This is a genomic window from Campylobacter sp. CFSAN093260, assembly GCF_012890095.1.
Taxonomy (GTDB): Bacteria; Campylobacterota; Campylobacteria; order Campylobacterales; family Campylobacteraceae; genus Campylobacter_D; species Campylobacter_D jejuni.
Genome location: NZ_CP040618.1, coordinates 125,519 through 148,864, shown reverse-complemented (window position 1 = coordinate 148,864; position 23,346 = coordinate 125,519). Strand labels below are relative to the sequence as shown.

The 23,346-nt window shown below is 29.8% G+C and carries 23 protein-coding genes; 10 read left to right on the top strand and 13 right to left on the bottom strand.

Going from position 1 to position 23,346, the window contains the following annotated elements:
* Positions 1–72: 72 nt before the first annotated feature.
* The gene (locus FBF22_RS00720; protein ID WP_014517177.1) at positions 73–2,052 is read right to left on the bottom strand and encodes a methyl-accepting chemotaxis protein; all 1,980 of its coding nucleotides are present in this window, start codon (positions 2,050–2,052) and stop codon (positions 73–75) included.
* Between the two features lie 198 nt (positions 2,053–2,250).
* Between FBF22_RS00720 and FBF22_RS00715 the strand changes: the two genes are divergently transcribed.
* The 3 genes from FBF22_RS00715 to FBF22_RS00705 are packed head-to-tail and all read left to right on the top strand — an operon-like array spanning position 2,251 to position 4,804.
* On the top strand, positions 2,251–3,141 hold the full coding sequence (locus FBF22_RS00715; protein ID WP_002885418.1) for a zinc ABC transporter substrate-binding protein: 891 nt from the start codon (positions 2,251–2,253) through the stop codon (positions 3,139–3,141).
* Positions 3,142–3,153: 12 nt separating this feature from the next.
* Complete coding sequence (locus FBF22_RS00710; protein WP_002885417.1) at positions 3,154–4,008, top strand: metal ABC transporter ATP-binding protein; 855 nt, start codon at positions 3,154–3,156, stop codon at positions 4,006–4,008.
* A complete protein-coding gene (locus tag FBF22_RS00705; RefSeq protein WP_002885416.1) occupies positions 4,001–4,804 on the top strand; it encodes a metal ABC transporter permease in 804 nt (267 codons plus the stop codon). Before FBF22_RS00710 ends, FBF22_RS00705 begins: the two co-directional genes overlap by 8 nt.
* On the opposite strand, the gene FBF22_RS00700 is transcribed toward FBF22_RS00705, so the two are convergent.
* From FBF22_RS00700 to FBF22_RS00650, 11 genes are all read right to left on the bottom strand, one after another.
* Positions 4,793–6,130: an McrC family protein gene (locus tag FBF22_RS00700; protein WP_002877223.1), complete on the bottom strand. Its 1,338-nt coding sequence runs from the start codon at positions 6,128–6,130 to the stop codon at positions 4,793–4,795. The two genes, FBF22_RS00705 and FBF22_RS00700, sit on opposite strands and share 12 nt — an antisense overlap.
* Complete coding sequence (locus tag FBF22_RS00695; protein ID WP_002885414.1) at positions 6,130–7,725, bottom strand: AAA family ATPase; 1,596 nt, start codon at positions 7,723–7,725, stop codon at positions 6,130–6,132. The genes FBF22_RS00700 and FBF22_RS00695 overlap by 1 nt, the downstream gene beginning before the upstream one ends.
* Before the next feature lie 55 nt (positions 7,726–7,780).
* Positions 7,781–8,203 (bottom strand): ribosome maturation factor RimP, encoded by a 423-nt coding sequence (rimP, locus tag FBF22_RS00690; RefSeq protein WP_002859355.1) that lies wholly within the window; start codon positions 8,201–8,203, stop codon positions 7,781–7,783.
* Positions 8,193–8,555 carry a 30S ribosome-binding factor RbfA gene (rbfA, locus tag FBF22_RS00685; protein WP_002778650.1) on the bottom strand — a complete coding sequence of 121 codons (363 nt, stop codon included), beginning with the start codon at positions 8,553–8,555 and terminating at the stop codon, positions 8,193–8,195. The genes rimP and rbfA overlap by 11 nt, the downstream gene beginning before the upstream one ends.
* A complete protein-coding gene (gene infB / locus FBF22_RS00680) occupies positions 8,552–11,167 on the bottom strand; it encodes a translation initiation factor IF-2 (RefSeq protein WP_002851655.1) in 2,616 nt (871 codons plus the stop codon). The genes rbfA and infB overlap by 4 nt, the downstream gene beginning before the upstream one ends.
* Positions 11,154–11,411, bottom strand: coding sequence for a YlxR family protein (locus tag FBF22_RS00675; RefSeq protein ID WP_002859353.1), 258 nt, complete (start codon positions 11,409–11,411; stop codon positions 11,154–11,156). Before FBF22_RS00675 ends, infB begins: the two co-directional genes overlap by 14 nt.
* Before the next feature lie 24 nt (positions 11,412–11,435).
* Positions 11,436–12,314, bottom strand: coding sequence for a homoserine kinase (thrB, locus tag FBF22_RS00670; protein WP_002851909.1), 879 nt, complete (start codon positions 12,312–12,314; stop codon positions 11,436–11,438).
* 8 nt (positions 12,315–12,322) lie between these two features.
* Positions 12,323–12,724, bottom strand: a complete 402-nt coding sequence (locus FBF22_RS00665; protein WP_002851789.1) for a tRNA (adenosine(37)-N6)-threonylcarbamoyltransferase complex dimerization subunit type 1 TsaB — start codon at positions 12,722–12,724, stop codon at positions 12,323–12,325.
* 38 nt (positions 12,725–12,762) lie between these two features.
* Positions 12,763–13,647, bottom strand: coding sequence for a UDP-3-O-acyl-N-acetylglucosamine deacetylase (lpxC, locus tag FBF22_RS00660; RefSeq protein ID WP_002869857.1), 885 nt, complete (start codon positions 13,645–13,647; stop codon positions 12,763–12,765).
* Positions 13,647–15,020 carry a M23 family metallopeptidase gene (locus tag FBF22_RS00655; RefSeq protein ID WP_002858680.1) on the bottom strand — a complete coding sequence of 458 codons (1,374 nt, stop codon included), beginning with the start codon at positions 15,018–15,020 and terminating at the stop codon, positions 13,647–13,649. The genes lpxC and FBF22_RS00655 overlap by 1 nt, the downstream gene beginning before the upstream one ends.
* A 79-nt stretch (positions 15,021–15,099) precedes the next feature.
* Entirely contained in the window at positions 15,100–15,927 is an 828-nt protein-coding gene (locus tag FBF22_RS00650; RefSeq protein WP_002851653.1) for a prephenate dehydrogenase, read from the bottom strand.
* 76 nt (positions 15,928–16,003) lie between these two features.
* On the opposite strand from FBF22_RS00650, the gene bamA reads away from it, so the two are divergent.
* From bamA to FBF22_RS00615, 7 genes are read left to right on the top strand one after another with little or no spacing between them, the layout of a single operon-like run.
* A complete protein-coding gene (gene bamA, locus FBF22_RS00645; RefSeq protein ID WP_002885413.1) occupies positions 16,004–18,223 on the top strand; it encodes an outer membrane protein assembly factor BamA in 2,220 nt (739 codons plus the stop codon).
* Complete coding sequence (locus FBF22_RS00640; RefSeq protein WP_002859348.1) at positions 18,223–18,945, top strand: inositol monophosphatase family protein; 723 nt, start codon at positions 18,223–18,225, stop codon at positions 18,943–18,945. Before bamA ends, FBF22_RS00640 begins: the two co-directional genes overlap by 1 nt.
* Positions 18,946–18,953: 8 nt before the next feature.
* Positions 18,954–19,796, top strand: coding sequence for an acetyl-CoA carboxylase, carboxyltransferase subunit beta (accD, locus tag FBF22_RS00635; RefSeq protein ID WP_002857277.1), 843 nt, complete (start codon positions 18,954–18,956; stop codon positions 19,794–19,796).
* A 1-nt stretch (position 19,797) separates the two neighbouring features.
* Positions 19,798–20,247: a 23S rRNA (pseudouridine(1915)-N(3))-methyltransferase RlmH gene (locus tag FBF22_RS00630; RefSeq protein ID WP_002885411.1), complete on the top strand. Its 450-nt coding sequence runs from the start codon at positions 19,798–19,800 to the stop codon at positions 20,245–20,247.
* Positions 20,248–20,258: 11 nt separating this feature from the next.
* A complete protein-coding gene (gene dksA / locus FBF22_RS00625) occupies positions 20,259–20,621 on the top strand; it encodes a molecular chaperone DnaK suppressor DksA (protein WP_002851949.1) in 363 nt (120 codons plus the stop codon).
* The gene (locus tag FBF22_RS00620) at positions 20,611–21,597 is read left to right on the top strand and encodes a hypothetical protein (protein WP_002851806.1); all 987 of its coding nucleotides are present in this window, start codon (positions 20,611–20,613) and stop codon (positions 21,595–21,597) included. Before dksA ends, FBF22_RS00620 begins: the two co-directional genes overlap by 11 nt.
* The gene (locus FBF22_RS00615) at positions 21,594–22,520 is read left to right on the top strand and encodes a tRNA-dihydrouridine synthase (RefSeq protein ID WP_165433236.1); all 927 of its coding nucleotides are present in this window, start codon (positions 21,594–21,596) and stop codon (positions 22,518–22,520) included. The genes FBF22_RS00620 and FBF22_RS00615 overlap by 4 nt, the downstream gene beginning before the upstream one ends.
* Positions 22,521–22,543: 23 nt before the next feature.
* Here the strand turns inward: FBF22_RS00615 and FBF22_RS00610 are convergent, their stop codons facing one another.
* Positions 22,544–23,233 (bottom strand): hypothetical protein, encoded by a 690-nt coding sequence (locus FBF22_RS00610; RefSeq protein WP_052777746.1) that lies wholly within the window; start codon positions 23,231–23,233, stop codon positions 22,544–22,546.
* Positions 23,234–23,346 lie beyond the last annotated feature (113 nt).

Here is a 23,346-nt window from a genome sequence, read left to right as displayed (position 1 = left end):
AGAAACTTTGATGAAAAATTTAAACTGAAGAAAAAATTTATACCTAGTTTTTCACTAGGTATAAATGATTAATTAAAACCTCTTCTTCTTAACATCTTCTAAGATATTATTAGCTATATCACTTACTGTACTAGAAATAATAGCTGATTCATTAGCAATTTCAACATTATCTTTAGTAGTTTGATCAATTTGAGCTACGCTATCATTGATTTGAGTGATACCTGCAGTTTGTTCTTTAATACTTTCTGCCATATCATTGATAGATTGAACAAGTAAATTAGTATTAGCTTCAATTTCTGATAAAGACTTTTGAGTTCTTTCAGCTAACTTTCTAACTTCATCAGCTACCACTGCAAAGCCTCTACCATGTTCTCCAGCACGAGCTGCTTCAATAGCTGCATTTAAAGCTAAAAGATTGATTTGATCTGCAATATCACCTATAATACCTGTAACATTTTTAATCTCTTCAGATTGAGTGATAACATCACTAGTTTTAACTGAAACATTTTGCATAGAAGAAGTGATCTCTTCTAAAGCTGCTGCAGTTTCTTCTAAAGATTGAGCTTGAGAATTTGAAGAAGTGGTTAAGCTTTGAACAGCAGTTTGTAATTTTCCACTTTCATTAGCTAAAGCATTAGCAAAGTCTGAACTTTGTTTTAGCATTTTAACTATTTCATCACCTAAAGCATTAGTAGTTAATTCTACACTACCGCTAGCATTTTCTAATTTATTTCTAAAGTCTAAGCTTTTGTATTCTTCAAAAATTTTATGAATAGCATTCATATCAGAACCTACTCTAGCTTGTAAAACATCAAGAAGTTTATTTAGAACATTTTTAAGTTCAATAAGTTGTGGGTTTCTTGGATTAGCAGTAATTCTTGCTGTTAAATTACCACCTTCTACAACTGATACGGTTTGAACTGATTCTTTAACGGCTTGATTGTCTTGTTCTAAGCCTCTTTTAGTAGCAAGAATGTTTTCATTGATAGCATTTGAGATTTGTCCAAATTCATCATTGCTTTTTACTTCTATAGTAGAAACATTTTTTGTTTTATAGTTGATAAAATCAAAGAATGAAGTTAAACCTGTTTGGATAGCTGCAAGTGGGGAGAGGTATTTTGATACGATGAAATAAAGGAGGATGACGCTAAGAATGCTTGCAAAAACAACAATCACAGTTTGTATAAATGCAATTTTATAAACTGGAGCTTCTATTTGTTCTATTGGCTCTCCAACGCAAGCAGTATAAATTCCAGAAACCTTTGTGCATACAGCAAATCTTTCATTACCATCTTTTGGTCTAGTATACTCAAAAGGTTCAAGATCCTCTTTAGTTTTAGCAAGATTTGCAATAGTACTAATATCATAACCTTGTTGCAAAAGAGTTTTGTCTGTAGAAACAAATACTTTATTTTCTTCATCAAATACAAAAGTTCTACCTGGTAAATTTTCAAATTCAGCTTGCAAATCTGCCGCAAGAATATCTACAGCCAAAACCCCTATAAATTTACCATCTTTATAAAGCGGAATAGAATATGTAAAGCAAGGTAAATTTGTAGTTACATCAATATAAGATGGGGTAATATAAAGTTTATTTGTTTTAACTGCTTCTATATAATACTCTCTTGTTCTAGCATCATAATTATCAGCTTTTCCATAAGTTCCAAAATCTAAATTTTTAGCATCAGAGTCTGGATCGCTTACAACAAGTTCGCCATTTGGTTGAGCAATATAAACTGCTAAGAATCTTCCAGCATCTCTAAAATTCTTTAAATCTTTTCCAACATAATGCATTAAAGCATCTTGACTATCTAACTGTTCTATAGGATGCTTTAAAATACTTTTAGCTAAACTTTCAAGAGCTAAAGAATTTCTTGCCTTAAAAGACTCTATAGAATTTTTAGCCGTTTTAACATAATTTATTTCAGCATTCACAACTTCATGAAAAATTGCTTGCTTTACAAATATAAATGTTACAACACCTAAAATTATCAAACACACTACTGCGATTAAATTTGCAATCAGTGAAACCTTCAATTTTACGCTTTTCATAATTTAAGCGCTCCTTTCTAATATTATTTTATAGGGATATCTACATAAAGTTTTAGAATTATAAATTAAAAAATCTAGATTTTTACTTAAATATAAAAGTAATAAAAAATTTTATTTAAATAAATATCGCTTCGAAAATTCTATGTATTAAGCTTAATATCGTTATAATTTAAAAAATTTATATCGAAAGGAAATATTTTGAAAAAAATTATATTATTTATCTTATCTTTAGGGATATTTTATACTTTCACACAAGCTAAAAATTTAGAGCAAGAACAAAATACTAGTAGCAATTTAGTTAGTGTCAGTATAGCACCTCAAGCATTTTTTGTTAAAAAAATAGCTGCAAATACTCTAGATATCAATGTTATTTTGCCCCCAAATAGCAATGAGCATAATTTTGAATTTAAACCAAGTACTATGAAAAAACTTGAAAAAAGTGATATTTATTTCACTATAGGCTTAGAATTTGAAAAAGTTTTTACGGATAAATTTAAACAAAATTTTCCAAAACTTCAAGTTATAAATATGCAAAAAAACATAGCTTTGATTCAAACTCATGATACACACGAACACTCTCATGAACATGAACACCACGAACATGAGCATTTTGATCCTCATACTTGGCTAGATCCTATTTTAGTCCAAACTATGGCTTTAAATATTTATGACACCTTAATTCAAAAATATCCACAAAATGAAAATTTATATAAAGAAAATTTAGATAAATTTTTAGCAGAATTGGATAGTTTAAATTTACAAATTGCCTCAAAATTAGAAAAATTAAAAAATAGAGAATTTGTAGTTTATCATCCTTCTTGGACATATTTTGCAAAACGCTATAATCTTACGCAAATTCCTGTAGAAATTTTAGGCAAGGAACCAAAAAGCAAAGATTTGCAAAAACTTATCACTCTAATGAAAAATAAAAATTTAAAAGTCATTTTTGTTCAAAATGGTTTCCCTGAAAATGCAGTAAAAACACTTGCTAAAGAATGTGATGCAAAAATTTACAAAATAGATCATTTATCTTATGATTGGGAAAATGAGCTTTTAAAAACTGCTGATGCCTTTTCTCATAATTTATAATCAGGTTTTTTGATGCTTTTTTTTGAAATTTCTAATCTAAACTACGCTTATAATAATGAAATCATCTTAAAAAACATCAATCTTAGCTATGACAATAAAGACTTTCTCTCTATCATAGGTCCAAATGGCGCAGGAAAATCAACACTCGTAAAACTTATCTTAGGACTTTTAAAATCCAAAAATGAAATCCATTTCAAAGCTCTTCAAAAAAAAGAAATAGGCTATGTTCCTCAACACACTCTAGCCAATCCTAATTTTTGTCCAAGAGTACTTGAAATCGTTCTTATGGGACTTGTAAGTAAAAAAATTTTTGGTTTTTATGGGAAAAAAGATAAAGAAAAAGCTATGCAAGCTTTAAAAAGTGTAGGAATGGAAAAATTTTGGAACAAAACCATTGATTCTCTAAGTGGAGGACAAAGGCAACGTGTTTTTATCGCAAGAGCCTTAGCTAGTGAATGCAAAATGCTTATTTTAGATGAACCTACCGCAAGCGTTGATAACAAGTCTGCTATACAAATTTTTGAACTTCTAAGCTCTTTGCACCAAAAAGGCATGGGAATTTTACTCATTTGCCACGATATCAACCTTGTATTAGCTTATAGCGATAAAATTGCACATTTAAACAAAGAACTTTTCTTGCATACCAACACTAAAGAAAAAGAAAAAAGTTCATTTTTAAAACATTTATGCGAAAACCACTCTCATTTTTGTGATGTAGAAATGAGTTTAAATACTTGTTTTTGCGATGAAGAAAATTGCGATAGTAAAAAACTATGCGAACAAGAATTTACAAGAAGAAATTTGAAAAAAACAGAATTTAAAAAAGAAAATTTTTGTTTAAAATTTTCAAAGGAAAATAATGCTTGAAATTTTAAATTTCACCTTTTTTCAAAACGCTTTATTAGGAGCGATTTTAGTCAGTATAACTTGTGGGATCATAGGCACTTTGGTGATGATAAATCGCCTTTTTTCTATGGCTGGAGGTATAACACATGGGGCTTTTGGTGGTATAGGTATAGCTTTTTATTTCTCTTTGCCTATTTTATTAAGCACGGGAATATTTACTTTATTTTTGGCTTTTTTAGTAGCTTTTTTAGCTAAACGCTATGAACACAGAAGTGATAGCATTATCGCTGTAATCTGGGCTTTTGGAATGGCTGTTGGGATTATTTTAATCGATTTAAGCCCTAGTTATAACACAGATTTAATGGCTTATCTTTTTGGAAGTATTTTAGCTGTAGGAACACAAGATTTATGGCTTATGGCTTTGGTTGATGGCGTAGTAGTGCTTTTAATTTTTTTATTTTATAGACAATTTGAAGCATTAAGCTTTGATGCGGAATTTGCAAAAGTTCGTGGTATCAATACAAGTTTTTTTCATTATCTTTTAATCGCCCTTATGGCTTTTTGTATAGTTATTTCTATACGCCTTGTAGGACTTATTTTAGTTGTGGCTTTACTTAGTATCCCAAGCTTTATTGCTGAAAATTTTACTAAAAGACTTGGCTTTATCATGATTTTGGCAAGTTTTTTAAGTATGATTTTTTGTGTTTTAGGACTTATACTTAGTTATTATCTTAATCTCTCAAGCGGTGCTTGCATCATAGCTGTAGCTTGCTTTGGTTTTTTAGTGCATTTGATAGAAAAATTTTTAAAAAGGTAAAGGTGCAAAAAACACTTGCACTTTTATATCTTTTTGCCCTTGTTCTTTAAAATACAAATGTTCGCTTGCCTTAAAAACAAAAAATTTTTCTGCGATTTTTCTTTGTAAATCTTGAGTTTTTTCACATAAAGGATACACAAGTTTAATATCATAAATTTTAAATTTGCAAGCATAAGCAAACATTTGATACAAATCGCTTTGTTCTATACCCTGTTTTTTCTCATCTTCACTATCATTTGGAATTTTCCATTTGGTATCTAGGATCATTTTATTTTCTATATATAAATCAGGCTTTAACATGAAACAATTTTCATCATTTTTTGAGATTAAATACTTTCCATTGTTTTGAACTTTAATATCTTGAGCTGGATTTACTTTTTTTAGCATATAAGCTACATAATCTTCAAAAATTTTCTCCATAGGAAAAAGCAAAGCAAAAGCTTCATTTTTACCATGATAAGGCATAAAACTTTCATTTTTTAAGAAAATTTTACACCACAAAAGCAAGTTTTCATAATAATCAAAATGTCTTGAAATTTTATAACTAAAATCTTTTTCATAATTTTTAGAAAATTCTACCTCATCGAGAATTTGCATAGATTTTATAAGTCTAAATTTATTCAAACTTGTTTTTGATTTTAAAAAATTTAGCGTTGATTTTATCAAACGATTGGGTGCTATATCTAAAACAAACTCATCATTGCTTGTAAAAAATCTTTCTTTGTGTATCAAATTTCGCTTGATATGCTCGTTAAATAGTAATTTTCCCTTTAAAAAAGCCCTATTTTCTTCGCAACTTAGATAAGATCTCATCAAGCCTTTTTTATATACGCTATCAAATTCATCTAAAAACATAGTGATAAACACTTCAAATAAAGGAATTTTAGAACTTTGCAAAGATGAAATTTGCGATTTTTTAAAGGGGGAGTTTTTTAAGGTTTTTAGCATATTTATCAAAAGATTTTTAGGATTAAATTTAAAATCTTTTTCATAAAAATCATTATTTTTAGAAATATTGTCTAATTCATAACATCTTCTTAGTTTTTCTTTGTCATGATTTGAAGAACTATCTTCTTTTTTATAACTATCTAAATTCGTGCATTTTGGCAAAATCTCCAAAACCCCGCTTTTGGTCTGTATAATGCCGACATAATTTTTAGCTTTTAAGGAATTTTTGTTTTTAAAGCCTAGAAGATTTTCATTATTTTTTGCAAAGTCTTCTAGCTCTTTATAAAACCCTTCAGCCTTTTCTTTGAAAATTTCTTTTAAATCTTCTTTAGAAAAAGCTTGGTATTCGATGATGGAAAAAGTATTACTTGTTTTCATTATTCATATATTTTTATAAAAGTATCTTTACTCCAATTATTACTATCACTAAATTTATAAACAATCTTATCGCTTTCTATAAATTCTGTCATATTTTTTAAATAATCTTTATTTTCAACACTAATTTCCAACATACCATTTTTATTTAAAACTGCGTCAATCAAAACATAGTCATTGTAAAAATACTCTTGCAAAAGTGGGATGATTTTATTTTTAAAAACCTTTTTTAAATCTTCTAAATTTTCAACACTTATAAAAAATGCATGACCTATGGTTTTTTCTCTATCTAGTAAATATTCTATACGAGTGTTTATAGCTTTTAATAATTCTTGTAAATTAATACCTTCACAATCCATAGATAATTTGCTCACATCAGGCATCATCTCAATAAATTCAAATCTTCTTCTTAAAGCTGTATCAAGAGAAGTTATGCTTCTATCGGCTGTATTCATAGTGCCTATGATATAAACATTTTTAGGTACTCCAAATTCTTTGCCACTATAAGGCAAAGTCACTTTTAACTCTTCTTTTTCACCTATCCTTTTGCTAGCTTCTATCAAGGTTATAAGCTCACCAAAAATCTTACTTACATTACCACGATTGATTTCATCGATGATGATTATATAAGGTAAATTTACTTTTTCATCTTTTTCTTTGTAATCTTCTAAACCCTGCAATTTTAAATAATTTAATATAGCTCTAACATATGCTGAATTATATATTTCATCTATATTAGAAGTTTTATATAATTTTTCTATATTATCTATACTTACTGGATAATCTTTATGATTTTTACTCATATCATCAAATTTAATTCTAAATGTTTTTCCATTTCTATATTGAATAGAATATTTAGTATTTGGTAATTCAAAATATTTTTCTGGATTATTATCATCTATTTTTACTTTTTCTTTTAATTTATCTATATAAAAATTAAAATTTTTTATACTATCCCTATTTTCTAAAGCTTTTTCGCAAAGTTCTTTAAAAATTCCATCTTTTATTTCATATTTTATTTCTTTAGAATTTTCTTCGCTATCTATGTGAGGCTTTATACCTTCTACAAATTCTTCATATCCATAGCTTTGATGAAAAGTAGTAAATACTATTTGTCCATTTTTTACATACTCATCAAATTTAGCTTTTTTCTCATCTCTACTTTCTAAATTTTCACCCAAGATTTCCAAAGCCTTATCTATAGTATGATAAGTTTTTCCTGTCCCTGGAGACCCATAAAGAATTTGGTTTAAGGATATATTATTATTTATATTATCCTTTATAATTTTAAAATCATCTTTAGAAAATGTATTTTTTGGTATAGCAAAAAATTTGCAATTTTTATAATATCTATAAAATATTTCTCCATCTTTACTCATAGTTTTTAAATAATTAAGAATAGAAGAAGTCCATTTATCACCTTGACTTTTTGTGTGAAATTCATCTATAAATTTACCTTCTTGATAAACATACACACTCATACCGCCATTTTTTACAACTGCTTCTTTAAATTCATCTTCATCTTTTGGAAAATAATAATACACATTACCATTTTGATCTGCCTTACTTATTTTCCAATCACATTTATTTTCTAACATTGCATGCCTTTTGATTTTTTGTTTTTATTTTAATTATATAAAAAAATCTAAATTTTTACCATTGTATGAAGGTTCTAGCTTTTTTTATATCATTAAAATTTATAGTAGTTTTTTCTTTATTTTCTAAATTTTCTAAAGTGATATTTTCATCATCTACAGCAATGATTTTTGCTTCGATTTTTTCTTTTTCATTGGTTGTGATCTTCACAAGTTCACCTATACTTTTAGCAAAGTGTTCTATCTTGCTAAGTTTTCTTTCAAGTCCTGGTGAAGATACTTCTAAAAAATACTCCCCATTTACAGGTGGCTCTACATCAAAAATAGGCGATAAAATTTCACTAAGCCTTGCACAATCATCAAGATTTACCCCACCTTCTTTTTGCACATAAATTCTATAAATTTTTCTGCCATTTTCACTTACTAGTTCATCATCATAAAAGCTAAGCTCTGCTTCTTTGCAAAGGGCTTCAAGATTCATTTTTATCCTTTTTTATTTTTTCAAAAAGTGCATCCATATGGTTTTGATACTCAAGCCTATCATCAAATTTAAAATGAAAATTCGGACACCTATACCAACCCTGCTCACTCATGCAGTAATTTTGCAAAGCTCTACTTGCCTTTTTTAAAGAAGATAAAATTTTTTCTTGCTCATGAACATTAAAAAACATCTTATCAAGATACACAAAAGCATCATATCTGCCTTTTTTACACTCTACATCCACTACACACAAATTTTTCAAATTTTCATCATCTAAATTTGCTAAAGCTTCAGGGATTAGCTCTTTTAAGATACTTTCAGTGCGTAGTTTTTTAATCTCACTTGGGTTCATAGACTTGCTTGTTCCTCTACTTCTTTATAGCTTTCTATATAATCACCCACTCTCATATCATCGCACCCTTCTATACCTACGCCACATTCATAGCCTTTTGCCACTTCTTTAGCATCATCTTTAAAGCGTTTAAGTGAGCTTACATTTCCCTCATAAACCACAACTCCATCACGGATAAGGCGAATTTTAGCCCCACGGTTAATCACCCCTTCGGTTACCATACAACCTGCAATTTGTCCGATTTTTGGTACATTGATCACTTGTCTAATCTCTGCTTGTCCTAATTGCTCTTCAGAAATAATCGGACTCATCATACCACCAAGCAAGGCTTTTACATCATCTAAAAGATTATAAATCACATTATAAGTTTTAATTTCTACACCTTTATCTTTAGAACGCTCTTTAACTTCCCCTGTTGGGCGTATGTTAAAACCTAGTACTATAGAGTTTTCACTCGCACTTGCAAGCTCTATATCACTTTGCGTGATTCCTCCTACTCCACTATGAATGATATTCACTTTAATCTCATCATTTCTAAGTTTTTCTAAACTTGCCTTTAAGGCTTCTAAAGATCCTTGCACATCAGCTTTTAAAATAACAGGCAAGGCTTTTAGATTACCTTCTTTGATCTTAGCTCCAAGCTCATCAATGCTAACTTTAGTGGATTTGCTAAGTTCTTTTTGGCGATTGTATTCGTGGCGTTTATTAGCATATTCTCTTGCTTCTTTATCGGTTTTTACTGCGATTAAAATTTCACCTGCATCTGCTACTTCACTAAGCCCTACGATAACCCCACATTCGCCTGGTTTAATTTCTTTTAAGGCTTTACCTTGATCATCGCTCATCGCACGCACTTTTCCATAAGCCTCACCTGCAACCACGGTACTTCCTACAGTAAGTGTTCCATTTTGCACGATGATAGTAGCCACCGCACCACGCCCTTTTTGCACAGAACTTTCTATAATGCTTGCTTTAGCAAAACTTTTTGGATTGGCTTTAAGTTCTAAAATATCAGCTTGTAAAAGCACGATTTCAAGCAAATCTTCAATCCCCATTCCTGTTTTAGCCGAAACTCCTACAAATTCATAAGATCCGCCCCATTCTACTGGCATGATTTCCATTTCTGCGAGTTGAGTTTTTACCATATCGGGATTTGCTGCTTCTTTATCCATTTTATTAATAGCAATAATAATAGGCACACCTGCTGCTTTAGCATGATTTATCGCTTCTTTAGTTTGTGGTTTTACCCCATCATCTGCGGCTACAACGATGATTACAATATCAGTGATACTTGCACCCCTTGCACGCATAGCAGTAAAAGCTTCGTGACCTGGAGTATCAATAAAAGTAATTTTACGTCCATTTTTTTCTACCATATAAGCACCCACGTGCTGAGTAATACCCCCTGCTTCACCACTTGCAACACGTGATTTTCTAATATAATCTAACAAAGAAGTTTTACCATGATCAACATGCCCCATGATGGTAATCACAGGTGCTCTAGTCACTAAATCTTTTTCATCAGTCTCTTCTTCATAGTCTTTTACATAATCAAACTCATCAGCCTCGTTAATGATATTGATCTCTATACCAAATTCAGCAGCCAAAATTTCAATCGCATCTTCATCTAAGAAATCATTTTTTGTTGTCATCATTCCAAGCATGAAAAGTTTTGAAATCACTTCACTAGTGCTTTTTCCTATCTTATCAGCGAATTCATACACACGAATTTCTTTAGAAATAGCAACGCTACCTACTTCTTCTACTTCCTTTTTTTCAATCTTTTTAGATGGTTTTTTACGACTTCTTCTTTGAATTCCACCTTCAAGCCCAAAACCCGCAGAATTTCCAACAGCTTGTCTTATAAAATTAGGTTGTTTTTTATTGATATTTTGTGGTTTTTCTTGTTCTTTTACACTAAAATCAGGTAATACTACCTCATCTTCATCATCTAAAGAAATATCACCAAAATCATGTTCATCTAAAAAATTCATTTTTTCGGTACTTTCTTTTTTACTCGCAACAAAAGATTTTTTTTCTTTTTTCTTTTTCTTTAAACTCTCATCAGCATTTGAAAACATAGTTTTTAAACTTAAGCGCTCTTCATTATTGATAGATATATCATTTGAATTTTTTACTTCTTCTTTTTTAACTTGAATTTCTTCTTCGTCTTTTTTCTTTTTAACAATAACAAGTCCGCGTCTTTTGGCTAAAGTTGCACTAGCAAGGCTTTGTGGCTTATGAGCATCAATAATTTCTTGTTTTTCTTCCTCTTTTGCATTTTCTTTTTCAATTTTTAATTCTTCTTTTTTAACTTCTTGTTTAAGCTTTTCTTCTTTTTTAGGTTCTTTTTTTTCAGATTCATTTAGCTTTTCTTGTTCTTTTATATTTTCTTTTTTAGGCTTTTTTGCCGTAGGAGTTTTGATATTTTTCTTAAAAGCTTCTGGAATTTCTCTTGTTTGTATATACTCATAAATAGCTGCCGCAATCTCAGGTTCTACAGCATTTGATGCTGTTTTAATTCCAAGTCCTAATTCATTTGCCTTTTCAATAATTTCCTTACTATCATAACCTAATTCTTTTGCGATTTCATGAATTCTAATCTTTGCCATTTAAAAATATCTCCTTAAGTCCTTGCTGAGTAATTTTAGTATTTAAATTTTTACATATTTTAGAAAATGCTTTTTGTAAGACTTTATCTTCTCTCTCAATACAATTTTGACATAAATATCCGCTTCTTCCATGTTCTGCTTTAGGCACAATATCTCCTAAAACAACTTTAAATCTAAATAACATATTTTGCTCAAAGCGGTTTTTACACACTATGCACATTCTAATTGGTATATGTTTTTTCAAAATTATATCTTTTTTTTATATTTTTTAGCAAATTTCAAAGCCATTATCATCAAATTCTAAATATTGCACACGAAAATCTTTAAATTTTGTTTGTATTTTCTTTGCTAAAGCTAAAGCATCATCTTTAAAAGCTAAAGAAAAAAAGCTCGATCCCGAACCTGAAAGTGTGCTCATTAAAGCTTTATTTTCTAAGGCAAATTTTTGCACTTCAAAAAGCTCGGGTAAGTTTTTCATACGATTGATTTCATGGAGCTTATCTTGACTTGCAAATTTTAAAAATTCATATTTTTTCTCCAAAAAACAAGCGGTTAAAAATGAAGCATGAGAAAGGTTGAAAACCGCATCATTAAAACTTAAATTTTTGGCCAAAGCTTGGCGTGATTGTTCCGTGCTCATTGCCAAATTTGGGATCACAACCACAGCAGCTAAATCTTTATCAATCTCTTTTTTGATACTATAAACTTTATTTTTTTCAACCAAAGAACACACAAAACCACCAAGAGTAGCTGGAGCGATATTATCTGGATGGTTTTCATAAATTAAAGCTTCATCTAAAATACGTTCTTTTTCTACCTTAAATCCACTCATATAATAAGCACTGGCAATAGCTCCAACAATCACAGCTGAAGAGCTTCCTAATCCTCTTGAAAGAGGAATGTTATTTTGAAAAATAAAACGAAAATTATCTTTTTTTCCGCTTAGTTTTTCATAAATTTCATAAAAAATATTTACAAATATATTGTTTTTTTTAAGAAAAATATTATCACTTCCCTCGCCTCCAATACTAATGCTAAAAACACCTGATTTTTGGATTTGAGTTTCATTAAAAAGCTTTAAACTAAGTCCTAAACAATCAAAACCTGGCCCTAAATTCGCACTCGTAGCTGGAACTAAAATTTTCAAATTTCATCCTAAATTGCATCTAAAAAATAAAAGGGAAGATTATCATTATTTAGTTTAAGCTCTTGTAAATTTTTTGGTAAAAAAAACTCTGCTGGGATATTTTGCTCTAAACAAATTTCACCTTCCTTATATACAAAACAAAAATTTTTATTTGCACTTATGGGTTTATAGCCATTTAATTCAAAAGCACTCACCGCAAATAAAGGAATATTTTTTACTATACTTAAAGTACTCAAACTTACATAAGAAATTTTAATCCCCATATAAGAACCTGGACCATTAGCATAGATTAAACTTGTAAAATCATATTCTTTAAGCAATTCATCTAAAATTTTTGGTAAAAATTCGCTTGCTTTTTCTTCACTTTTATAAGTTTTTATAAGTTTATCATCTTGATAAATTCCGATCATTAAAGGCTTAGATAAAGTATTAAGTAAAAGAGAAGTTTTTATGCAAATACCTTTTCATAAGCTTTTTGGGTTGTTTTTTCAAGGCTTACAATTTCATAAGCATCTTTATCTTTTAAAACTTCTTTAGTAAGTAAATGATTTAAATGATGACTCCCAGCATATGAAGTATAATCTCCAAAAACACGATATCCAAGTAAGGTTAAATCTCCAATTGCATCTAAAATTTTATGTCTTACAAACTCATCTTTGAAACGCAAACCCTCAGGATTTAAAATACGATTTTCATCTACTACTATAGTATTTTCTAAACTTCCACCTAGTGCTAAATTCATACTCCTAAGAGCTTGAACATCTTTTAAAAAACCAAAAGTTCTAGCCCTTGCTATGTTTTCTATATAATTTTTTTTGCTGAATTCAAAATTGTAACTTTGTTCACCTATGACAGCATTGTCAAATTTAATTGTGTAATTAATACGGGGTTCTTTAGTAGGAGTTAAACGCACAAATTTATTACCATCTCTTACTTCTATAGGCTTTTTAATTACCATAATTTTTTTAGGCACATCAAGTTCTTTTACCCCTGCTTCATCAAGCATCATACAAAAACTAATACTTGATCCATCCATAACAGGAGCTTCATTTGCATTTAAAACAATGCGTACATTATCGATTCCATAAGCATTAATCGCACTCATTAAATGCTCTATTGTAGAAATAAACCCTCTTTCATCTCCTAAAACAGTTGCCATTTGAGTATTGATCACATTTTCAGGACTTGCCTTATAGCTTGCATTAAGATCACTTCTAAAAAATACTATACCACTATTTGCTTCTAAAGGCTCTAAAGTAATTTCTATGGGTTCACCCTTATGAAGTCCTATACCTACGCCTTTGACAGTTTTTGCTAAAGTTAATTGTTTCATTAATTTTTTCCTAAAATTATCTTTTTACCATCATTTAAAACATTGTAAATATTATTTTCTATCCATTTTTTATCTTGCCATTGTTCAGGACGCGTTTCAACCCCTTGAACCAAAACTCCAAAATGCAAATGATCGCCTAAGGCTAAACCACTTGTTCCTGTTTTGCCTATAATGCTTTGTTTATTAATCATTTCATCTAAATCAACATTTTTAGAAGAACAGTGCCCATAAAGACTATATACTCCAAAACCATGATAAACAATTAAATTTAAACCATAAATTCCATTTTCAGCAGCAAAAACAACCTTGCCTGCGTTATTACTTATGATAGGAGCTTGTGCTACGCTTGCTAGATCAAGTCCCATATGATAAGAATCACTCACAAATTGCCCATTATAAGAATAATACCTATGATCAGCAAAATCCGCTACTTTCATACCATTTTTAAGAGGTAAAAATAAATTCAAATCAAAATTATCAATTTTTTCCTCAGGTACTTTTGAAGTGATTTCATGGATAAGTTTTTCATTGCTATTTCTTAAAGTTTCATTGACAAACTTAAATTTTTCATAACGATTGAGATTATTATCTTTTGGAGCGTACTGATTTGCTAAATTCTCAATCTTTCCATCTAAAAATTTATCCGTTAGATTGATATTTGAAACACGATATTTACGATTAACAAAATAATACCTTATACGTTCTTTTGAAATATTGCCCGCTTTATCCGTAGCGATAACAAATGCACGAAATTCCTCATCTCTTGCATCCCAAGCAATCAAAGCCGCATAATATCCTTCTTTTACATAAGGTGTGGCTTTAAAGATTTTACCTTTATTTGTTTCTATATACACCTTATCTAAATTAGCATCATCAGCCTTAAAAACAACTGCCCCAGCACCACCTTGCTCGATTTGGTAAGAATTGCTTATGATATTGATTTTTGGAGCCGTATTATCTACTAATACCGCAATTTGTTTTCTTGCTTCATTGCCACTAAAAAAATTCCAAAAACTAGAATCTTTAGCTATCACCTCCAAAACAAAAGATTTTACATTTTCTTTGTAACCAAATTTTGGCAAAGCAACTTGTAAGGTAATATCTTTTAAATTAGAAATCTTTTCATCTGCTATAACCATTGCACTAGTATTGTCGTCTTTATGCAATATAATTTGTACGTTTTTGATAGAACTTTCATCATCTTTAATATGCACTAAAATAGGTTTTTTAAGATCAGTATATACAACATCTGGCATTAAAATTTGAGGAGGATTTTTTTCAAAAATACTTAATCTTGAAATAAAAAAAATCAAAATTGCTATTAAAACTAAAATTAAAACAGATAAATAAGTTTTGCCTTTTCTTTTTGCCATAACCTTCCTTAAAAATTTTCAATATTTTTGTTGCTTTTAATATAAATTCTATTATATTTTCAGTAAATATCTAGCAAATTTATAAAATTTCTCTTAGGGTATTAGCCTGTTTCATCCATTCTCTTAATTCATCGTTTTTGTCTAATTGTATCATTTGTTTACATCTCTCTAATTCTTGTTGAAAAAAATCAATAGAACTTAATAAGTTATCTTTATTTTGTAAAAAAATACTTTCCCACATTTGTGGCGATGATTTGGCAATTCTGCTCATACCTTTAAAAGATCCTCCGGCTAAATGAACAATATTTCTTTTATCTTCTTCCTTCATTACAAAATTTGCCAAAGAAAAACTTATAACATGAGGCAAATGAGAAATAATAGCAGCATGATGATCATGGGCTTTACTATCCATAAAAACAATTTTCATCCCTAAATGAGAAAAAATTTCTACCGCTCTTTTTTGATGTAAATCATCAGCTATTTCACTATCACAAAGAACACAAACTGCATCTTTATAAAGCTCTTTAAAAGCTGCTTTTGGACCTGAATTTTCAGTTCCTGTCATAGGATGAGCAAAAAGAGTTTGTTTGATTAAATTCTTAGGCAAACTTTCTATAATTTTTCTTTTTGTACTTCCAAGCTCTATAATTGTTACATTAGAAGGCAAATCAACTAACTTTTGCAAAATTTCTATAATAGCATCAACAGGAGTTGCGACAAAAATCATATCACATAAAGCTAAATCTTTAAATTCTATAAGCTCATGAATAAGACCTAATTGCAGGGCATCTTTTTCATTTTCTTTGCTTAAATCCATACCATAAACACAAGAAATAAGCTTATTTTCTTTCAAACAAAGCCCTAAAGATCCACCCATAAGCCCAAGCCCTATAATTGCTATTTTCATACTTTCTACCTTAGTTTTTTTGTTAAATTTTTTTTGCTATTATACAGCTTTTAATAAAGCTTTAGGTAAAAAATCAATGAAAAAACATCTTATTAGTATTTGTGCTTTAGTTGCTATGGCCAATGCAGCAACCATTAAAGATATTAAATTTATCGGATTAAATCATTTATCGAACACAAGCGCTATAAATATCACGGGGCTTAAAATAGGCGAGGAAATAAATCCTGCAAAAATCAACACTGCTATTCTTAATCTTTATAAACAAAATTATTTCGAAAATATTGCAGTAGAAAACAACAATGGAATTTTGGAAATTATAGTTACTGAAAAACCAACTATAGCAAAGGTTACTATCACAGGTATAGCTTCAAATGATAGAAAACAAGTTGAAAGTATTTTAGGGATTAAAAGAGGTACACTACTTGATGAAGGAAGTATAAAAGAAGCTATTGAACGCATTAAAGCTTATTATGAAGCAAAAAGTTATTTTGATACTATTGTAGAATACAAAAAAAAGACTTTAGAAAATACTGATGGACTAGAGCTTGAATTTATAGTAAATCGTGGTGAAAATATCATTATTGATAATGTTCATTTAAGTGGAGCAAAGAAATTTTCATATTCTGATATAGAACCTGCTGTTGTTAACAAAGAAAAAGAATTTATGGGATGGATGTGGGGACGCAATGATGGAAAATTAAAAGTTTTTGAACTTAGTAACGATAGTTCAAGAATTGCTGATGAATATATGAAAAAAGGATATTTAGATGTTCAAGTATCCTCCCCTTATCTTAAAACCTACACAGATACTTATCAAGCAAATTTGACTTATTTTATCAAAGAAGGAAAGCCTTATAAAATTAAAAGTATAAGCATAGAAAATCCTTTATTTGATGATAAGCAAAATGCACAAACCGTAAAAGATTTAAGATCAAGCGCTGGCAAAACTATCAATATCGAAGACATTAGAAAAGATGTTAAAACCATAGAAACACAAAGTGCTGATTTGGGTTATGCGTTTGTAGAAGTCTATCCTGATATTCAAAAAAATGATCAAACTCAAGAAGCCACCGTTGTATTTAAAGTAATCCCTCACGATAAAGTTTATATAAGAAATGTTATTATTTCAGGAAATTCACGCACCGTAGATCGCGTCATACGCCGAGAATTATATATAACAGAAGGTAATTTATACAATAGAACAGACTTAAGCGAGTCAAAAAATGCTTTAAAAAGAACTTCTTATTTTGACGATGTAAATATCAAAGAAGAAAAAGTTGATGATACACATATTGATTTGATTGTTGATGTTAAAGAAGCTTCTACAGGAGCTATTTCTGGAGGCATTGGCTATGGATCAAGCGATGGTATTTTGCTTAACGCTTCTTTATCGGATACAAATATCTTTGGTTCAGGAATAAAAAGCTCTGTAAGCGTAGATAAAAGCGATGATACTTTATCGGGAAGGATTAGTCTCGTAAATCCACGCGTTCTTGATAGTCAATATAGTCTGGGTGGAACACTTTATTCAAATGACTATGAATGGGATAATTATTCAGAAAAAAATTACGGCTTTGATATAACAGTTGGACGCCAATTTGCAAGATACTATAATGTAAGCTTAACTTATAATCTTGAACAAAGCGATATATATCACTTAAGTCCAACTCTTTTAAGAACAGGATATGAACTTGGCAAAAGTATTAAAAGCTCTATAACTCCAGCAATCACCTTTAACAATACAGATGATTATTATCTGCCACGATCAGGTATTATTGCTTCAACTAGTTTAGAATACGCTGGACTTGGCGGAGATCAAGAATTTATTTCATCAAGCTCTAAATTTAACTTTTATCAAGGTTTGCAAGACTATATAGGATATGATCTTATTTATCGCTATAAAGCGAGTTTTTATAAAGTATGGGATGAAGGTTATTTACCAATTAACCAAAGAATTTATTTAGGTGGTATTAGATCGATACGCGGTTTTGAAAGCAGAACAGTAAGTCCTAAAAATCAATGGGGAGATGAAATAGGCGGAACCATAGCTTTTGCCAATTCCGTAGAACTTAGTTTTCCTTTGATTGATAGAATCAAACTTCGTGGTAGCGTGTTTTTTGATTATGGTATGATAGGGCGTAAAAATTTAGATGAAATAAAAAGAATGAGTACAGGTATAGGCATTGAATGGATTACACCTATTGGACCTTTACAACTTGTATTTGCCAAACCTCTTAATGATAAAAAAGGTGATGATACTAATAGTTTTGAATTTAATCTTGGAACACGCTTTTAATGAAAGAATTTTTAGATGCTTGCTTGAATGCAAATTTGCAAATACGCAAGTATCTAAACAATATCCCACAAAATGATCTTAAACTTTGCTCTAAATTAGGCTATGATAAAAATCAAGGCTATGAGCTTGACTTAAAATGTGAACAAATTTTCATAAAATATCTTAGTTGTTTTGGACAAATTTTTTCTGAAGAAAGCGGATTGATCGGAAAAGCTAGCCCAAAACAAATGATTCTTGATCCTTTGGATGGAAGTTCAAATTTTGTTTCTAAAATACCATTTTATGGGACTTCTATAGCTCTTATGGAAAAAGATCAGGCAAAAAGTGCTTTTGTTTGCAATCTTGTCAGTCAAGAAATTTTTGCTTTTAAGAACAATCAAGCTTTTAAATCTAATCTTTCCGATCCAAAATACTCACCCTTAACACCTAATCTATTTCCTAAAATAGGTATAGTTGAAAAAATTTCATTTTATCCAGAACTTCTCGATTTTTTAACAAAAAATCAATTAAAATTTCGCTCTTTGGGTGCAACAGCCTTAAGTCTTGCTTATGCTTCGTATTTTAGTTTTGTATTAATTCTTGGAAAAACACGAATTTTTGATACAGCAGCTGCTTTAGCAATTCATCAAAATTTATATATAGAAAAAAATGAAAATTTCCTTCTCCTAAGCCAAGACAAAAAAATTTTTGATATAATCTTAGAATTTTTAAAAAATAATTAGGTGAATATATGAATTTTGCAGATATTTTTTCAAAAATAAGAAGACAACAACCTAGTATTAAAGAAGCTCCAAATCACTGGGTAAAATGCCAAAGTTGTCATGCTTTGATGTATTATAAAGAAATAGAATCTTGTTTTAATGTTTGTCCTAAATGCAATTATCACATGAGAATTTCAGCTGATGAACGTATTAAACTTTTAAGCGATGAAGGCAGTTTTATTGAGTATGATGCAAATTTAGAAGCTATAGATCCTTTAAAATTTGTTGATAGCAAATCCTATAAAAAACGCCTTAGCGAAGGTGAAAGTAAAACAGGTAGAAAAAGTTCTGTCATCAGTGGAGAATGTGAAATCAATGGTTTAAAAACCCAACTTGTTGTATTTGATTTTTCTTTTATGGGCGGATCTTTAGGTTCTGTTGAAGGAGAAAAAATCGTTAGAGCTATACAAAGAGCCATCACAAGTAAAACCCCTCTTGTCATCGTAAGTGCAAGTGGTGGAGCTAGAATGCAAGAAAGCACTTATTCTTTGATGCAAATGAGCAAAACTAGTGCCGCACTTAAACTTCTTAGCAAAGAAAAACTTCCTTATATTAGCATTTTAACTGATCCTACTATGGGTGGGGTAAGTGCTTCTTTTGCTTGGCTTGGAGATTTAATCATCGCTGAACCTGAAGCTTTAGTAGGTTTTGCTGGTGCAAGAGTTATCAAACAAACTATAGGAGCAGATTTGCCTGAAGGTTTTCAAAAAGCAGAGTTCTTGTTAGAACATGGACTTATAGATGCCATAGTTGAAAGAGGAGAACAAAAACAATATCTTAGCGATGTACTAAAATTTTTTAGTGGAAAATAATTTGCAAGTTAATATCTTTTGTATTCAAAAAAGTGATGAATTTAAAACTTGGAATGAGAAATACTCTAAACTCATCTCCAAATACGCCACTTTAAAAGAAATAAATGTTTTTAATAAAAAAATAGCCTTAGCTCAAAATTTAAATGCCATAGAAGCAAAAAAAAGCTATGAAGAAGCTTTTATGCCTTATAAAAAAGGCTATTGTATCGCTCTTGATGAAAAAGGGAAAGATCTTACAAGTATAGAATTTGCAAAACTCATCCAAGATAAAAATGAATTAAGTTTTTTTATAGGCGGTGCTTATGGTTTAAGAGAAGAATTTAATCAAAGTTTGGATTTTAGACTATCATTAAGCAAACTTACTTTAGCACATCAATTTGTTAAAACCTTACTTTTAGAACAAATTTATCGTGCATTTTGCATCAACAACAATCACCCTTATCACAAATAGAAAGTTTTAAAATGAAAAAAAATGAAATACAAAATTTCAAAAATATTTTAGAAGAAAGAAAAAAAGCCATCTTAGAAAATTTGCAAAGCAATTCGAATGAAATCGAAGCTCTTCACAATAGCGTCCCAAGCGATAGTGTAGATTTTTCTGTCATAGAAACAGGCTCTCAAATTGACTTTGCTATCAGTACCAATCTCAAAGAAGAACTCATAGAAATCGAAGATTCTTTAGATAAAATCAAAAACGGCACTTATGGAATTTGCGAATCTTGCGATGATGAAATCGACTCTCAAAGACTAAAAGTCAAACCTCACGCAAGATATTGTATCACTTGCCGTCAAATTGCGGAACAAGGAAAAAAACATGAAAATTAAACTCTTCTTACTTGCAAGTTTTATTTATATAGCACTTATTTTTGCCTTTGCTTGGCATCTAGAATTAGGAAGCTATACTCTAAATATCAGCACTTATACCTTTGAACTACCTATTATGATATGGCTTGTTATTCCTTTATTTATTTATATGATTTTAGCCGTTTTACACATAGCATTTTATGGATTTTTGCGTTATTTAAAATTTAAGCATTTTTTTAAAGATGCAGCTAAATTTGAAGCTTATACTCAAGATTTACTCCTTGAAAAAGATCTTAAAACCACTTTTCAAACAAAAGAATTTAGATCTGTAGCACAACTTTTTAAAACCATAAAAACACATGAAAAAATTCCACACTCAAATAAAATCAATGAAATTTTAGATCTTATTGATGGTTTAAATAAAAACGAATTTTTTAACCTTAGCAAATTTAAACTCGAAAATAACAATGTTTTATATTTGCAAAATGAAAAAAATCATCTCAAAAATGATGCAAATTATGCCTATAACAAACTTAAAAACCTTAATGAAATCAAAGATGAATTTGAAGAAATTGCTTTTAACACTCTTATAGAAAAAGCTAGTTATGAGCAAATTAAAAATGTAAAAATCCCTAAAAAGCCTTCTGAAGTTCTCACACTTATCAAGCGTTTTAAAGAAGGAAATTTAGAACTTAGTGTAGCAGAATATGAAGTTTTACTTTCACACAACATATTAAGCGAAAAAGACTATCTTAACGCAGCAAAACTAAGTACTAAACTTTTAAATCCTGATGCTATTTTAGGAATTTTTAACAAAATTAAAAATGAAAAAAGCGAAGCTTTAAGAGCATATTTATATCTTTTGGCTGAATTTGGACTTTTAGATGAGTTAAGAGAACAAATTCACAATGATGATAAAAAATTTAATGATTTTAAAGCCTTTTTAGCCTTGCGTGAAAAAAATATCAAAATCGATCTAAATCAACTCATACAATGATAGATTTTAGCAAAAAACCCCTGTTTTTAGCCCCTATGGCAGGTTTTTCAGATCTGCCTTTTCGTAATGTAGTAAAAAAATTTGGCGCTGATATTACCATAAGTGAAATGATAAGTTCTAATGCCTTAGTTTATGAAAGTTCTAAAACTTTACATATGCTAGAAAGAGCTGAATTAGAAAATCCCTATATAGTCCAAATTGCAGGTGGAGATAAAGAAGTGCTAAAAAAAGCAGTGCAAATGCTAAATGAAATGGATTTTGTAGATGGGATCGATTTTAATTGCGGTTGCCCTGTAAATAAAGTTGTTAAACAATGTGCTGGCAGTGCTTTGCTAGAAAATTTAGAGCTTTTTAAAAATCTTGTAGGAGTGATTAAAGAAAACAATAAAAAAAGCCTTACAAGTGTGAAATTTCGACTAGGATTTAATGAAAAATATCCTGAAAAAATGGCTAAAATTTGCGAAAGCTTGGGGGTGGATTTTGTAAGTATTCATGGACGCACAAGAAAACAGCTTTATAGCGGAAAAGCCGATTATGAATCCATTGCCAATGCTAAAGCAAGCGTGAAAATTCCTGTGATTGCAAATGGCGATATTAACGCACAAAACGCTAAAGAAGTTTATAAAATCACAAAATGTGATGGACTCATGATAGGGCGTGCAAGCGTAGGAAATCCTTGGATATTTTATGAAATCAAAAGCGGTAAAAGTGTAGATGAAAAACTCAAAAAAGAAATCATACTCACTCATTTTGATGAAATGATAAAACACTACAAAGATCAAGGCGTAAGTATATTTCGCAAGCATTTACACGAGTATTCTAAAGGACACAAAGACGCTTCAGTCTTTAGAGATGAAGTCAATCGTATCGACAATACAGAAAAAATGCGAAAAAAAATAGAAGAATTTTTTAGTTTAGCTTGATCGATTTTTATAATTAAAAAACCTTAAGCCTTAATATCTATACCTTTTGGTGTAGAATTTAAAGAAAGAATTTTATTAAATTCTCCTGTGTTATCATCACTAAATTTCATACCAAAAAGAAGTTCTAACTCATCGCTTGTGCCAAATTTAGTTTCTAGTAGTTTTCTTAAAAGCTCATTCATTTTATTATCATCTTTGTAGGTTTCACTTTTACTTTCTACTTGTATAGGTTTGAAAGCTTTTTTGTCTTCTTCTGAAGTTTCTTGCAGTTTTTTCTGAGATGAATCAATATTGTTAAAATCAACAAAATATTTTTTTTGAAGCTCAAGATATTTTTCTTTAAATTCATCTATACTTTTGCTTATGTGAAAAATTTTAACATAAGCTTCATCATAACTCACGCCATCAATATGCATCCAACGAGGGTGTTTAGCATTTTCATCCATCCATTGAAATAAATTTTTAACTTCTGATTCTGGTAATTCATTGTTTCTAAGCTTATCTTCTATTGAACCCTCGACTAATTCTATTTTATCGCTGAATTTTTTAGAAATCTTATACAAATCTATCAAATCATTACCTAATTCTTCTCTTTGTTTTTTTGTAAGCTCGGGATTTCCATTTTCAATACTTTCATCTCTTATTTTGGTAAGTGTTTGCAAAGGATTGTTTCCAAAATATCTATTAAAAGAGCTTAGAGGAAATACTATCATCTTTATCACCTTGGAATAAATTTTATTCTAAAGTAAATCGGCAAAAATGATTTTTTTTAATATTTTTACTCATATATTTAAAATATAAAGCGCAAGTCTTCTAGCCCTTGAAA

Bases quoted from the DNA above. Each gene is read 5' to 3' on its own strand.
- FBF22_RS00720 (WP_014517177.1), bottom strand. From the start codon at position 2,052: ATGAAAAGCGTAAAATTGAAGGTTTCACTGATTGCAAATTTAATCGCA.
- FBF22_RS00710 (WP_002885417.1), top strand. From the start codon at position 3,154: ATGCTTTTTTTTGAAATTTCTAATCTAAACTACGCTTATAATAATGAA.
- FBF22_RS00705 (WP_002885416.1), top strand. From the start codon at position 4,001: ATGCTTGAAATTTTAAATTTCACCTTTTTTCAAAACGCTTTATTAGGA.
- FBF22_RS00700 (WP_002877223.1), bottom strand. From the start codon at position 6,130: ATGAAAACAAGTAATACTTTTTCCATCATCGAATACCAAGCTTTTTCT.
- FBF22_RS00695 (WP_002885414.1), bottom strand. From the start codon at position 7,725: ATGTTAGAAAATAAATGTGATTGGAAAATAAGTAAGGCAGATCAAAAT.
- rimP (WP_002859355.1), bottom strand. From the start codon at position 8,203: ATGAATCTTGAAGCCCTTTGCAAAGAAGCAGAGCTTAGCTTTTATGAT.
- rbfA (WP_002778650.1), bottom strand. From the start codon at position 8,555: ATGAACCCAAGTGAGATTAAAAAACTACGCACTGAAAGTATCTTAAAA.
- infB (WP_002851655.1), bottom strand. From the start codon at position 11,167: ATGGCAAAGATTAGAATTCATGAAATCGCAAAAGAATTAGGTTATGAT.
- FBF22_RS00665 (WP_002851789.1), bottom strand. From the start codon at position 12,724: ATGATCGGAATTTATCAAGATGATAAACTTATAAAAACTTATAAAAGT.
- lpxC (WP_002869857.1), bottom strand. From the start codon at position 13,647: ATGAAACAATTAACTTTAGCAAAAACTGTCAAAGGCGTAGGTATAGGA.
- FBF22_RS00655 (WP_002858680.1), bottom strand. From the start codon at position 15,020: ATGGCAAAAAGAAAAGGCAAAACTTATTTATCTGTTTTAATTTTAGTT.
- FBF22_RS00650 (WP_002851653.1), bottom strand. From the start codon at position 15,927: ATGAAAATAGCAATTATAGGGCTTGGGCTTATGGGTGGATCTTTAGGG.
- bamA (WP_002885413.1), top strand. From the start codon at position 16,004: ATGAAAAAACATCTTATTAGTATTTGTGCTTTAGTTGCTATGGCCAAT.
- FBF22_RS00640 (WP_002859348.1), top strand. From the start codon at position 18,223: ATGAAAGAATTTTTAGATGCTTGCTTGAATGCAAATTTGCAAATACGC.
- accD (WP_002857277.1), top strand. From the start codon at position 18,954: ATGAATTTTGCAGATATTTTTTCAAAAATAAGAAGACAACAACCTAGT.
- dksA (WP_002851949.1), top strand. From the start codon at position 20,259: ATGAAAAAAAATGAAATACAAAATTTCAAAAATATTTTAGAAGAAAGA.
- FBF22_RS00620 (WP_002851806.1), top strand. From the start codon at position 20,611: ATGAAAATTAAACTCTTCTTACTTGCAAGTTTTATTTATATAGCACTT.
- FBF22_RS00615 (WP_165433236.1), top strand. From the start codon at position 21,594: ATGATAGATTTTAGCAAAAAACCCCTGTTTTTAGCCCCTATGGCAGGT.
- FBF22_RS00610 (WP_052777746.1), bottom strand. From the start codon at position 23,233: ATGATAGTATTTCCTCTAAGCTCTTTTAATAGATATTTTGGAAACAAT.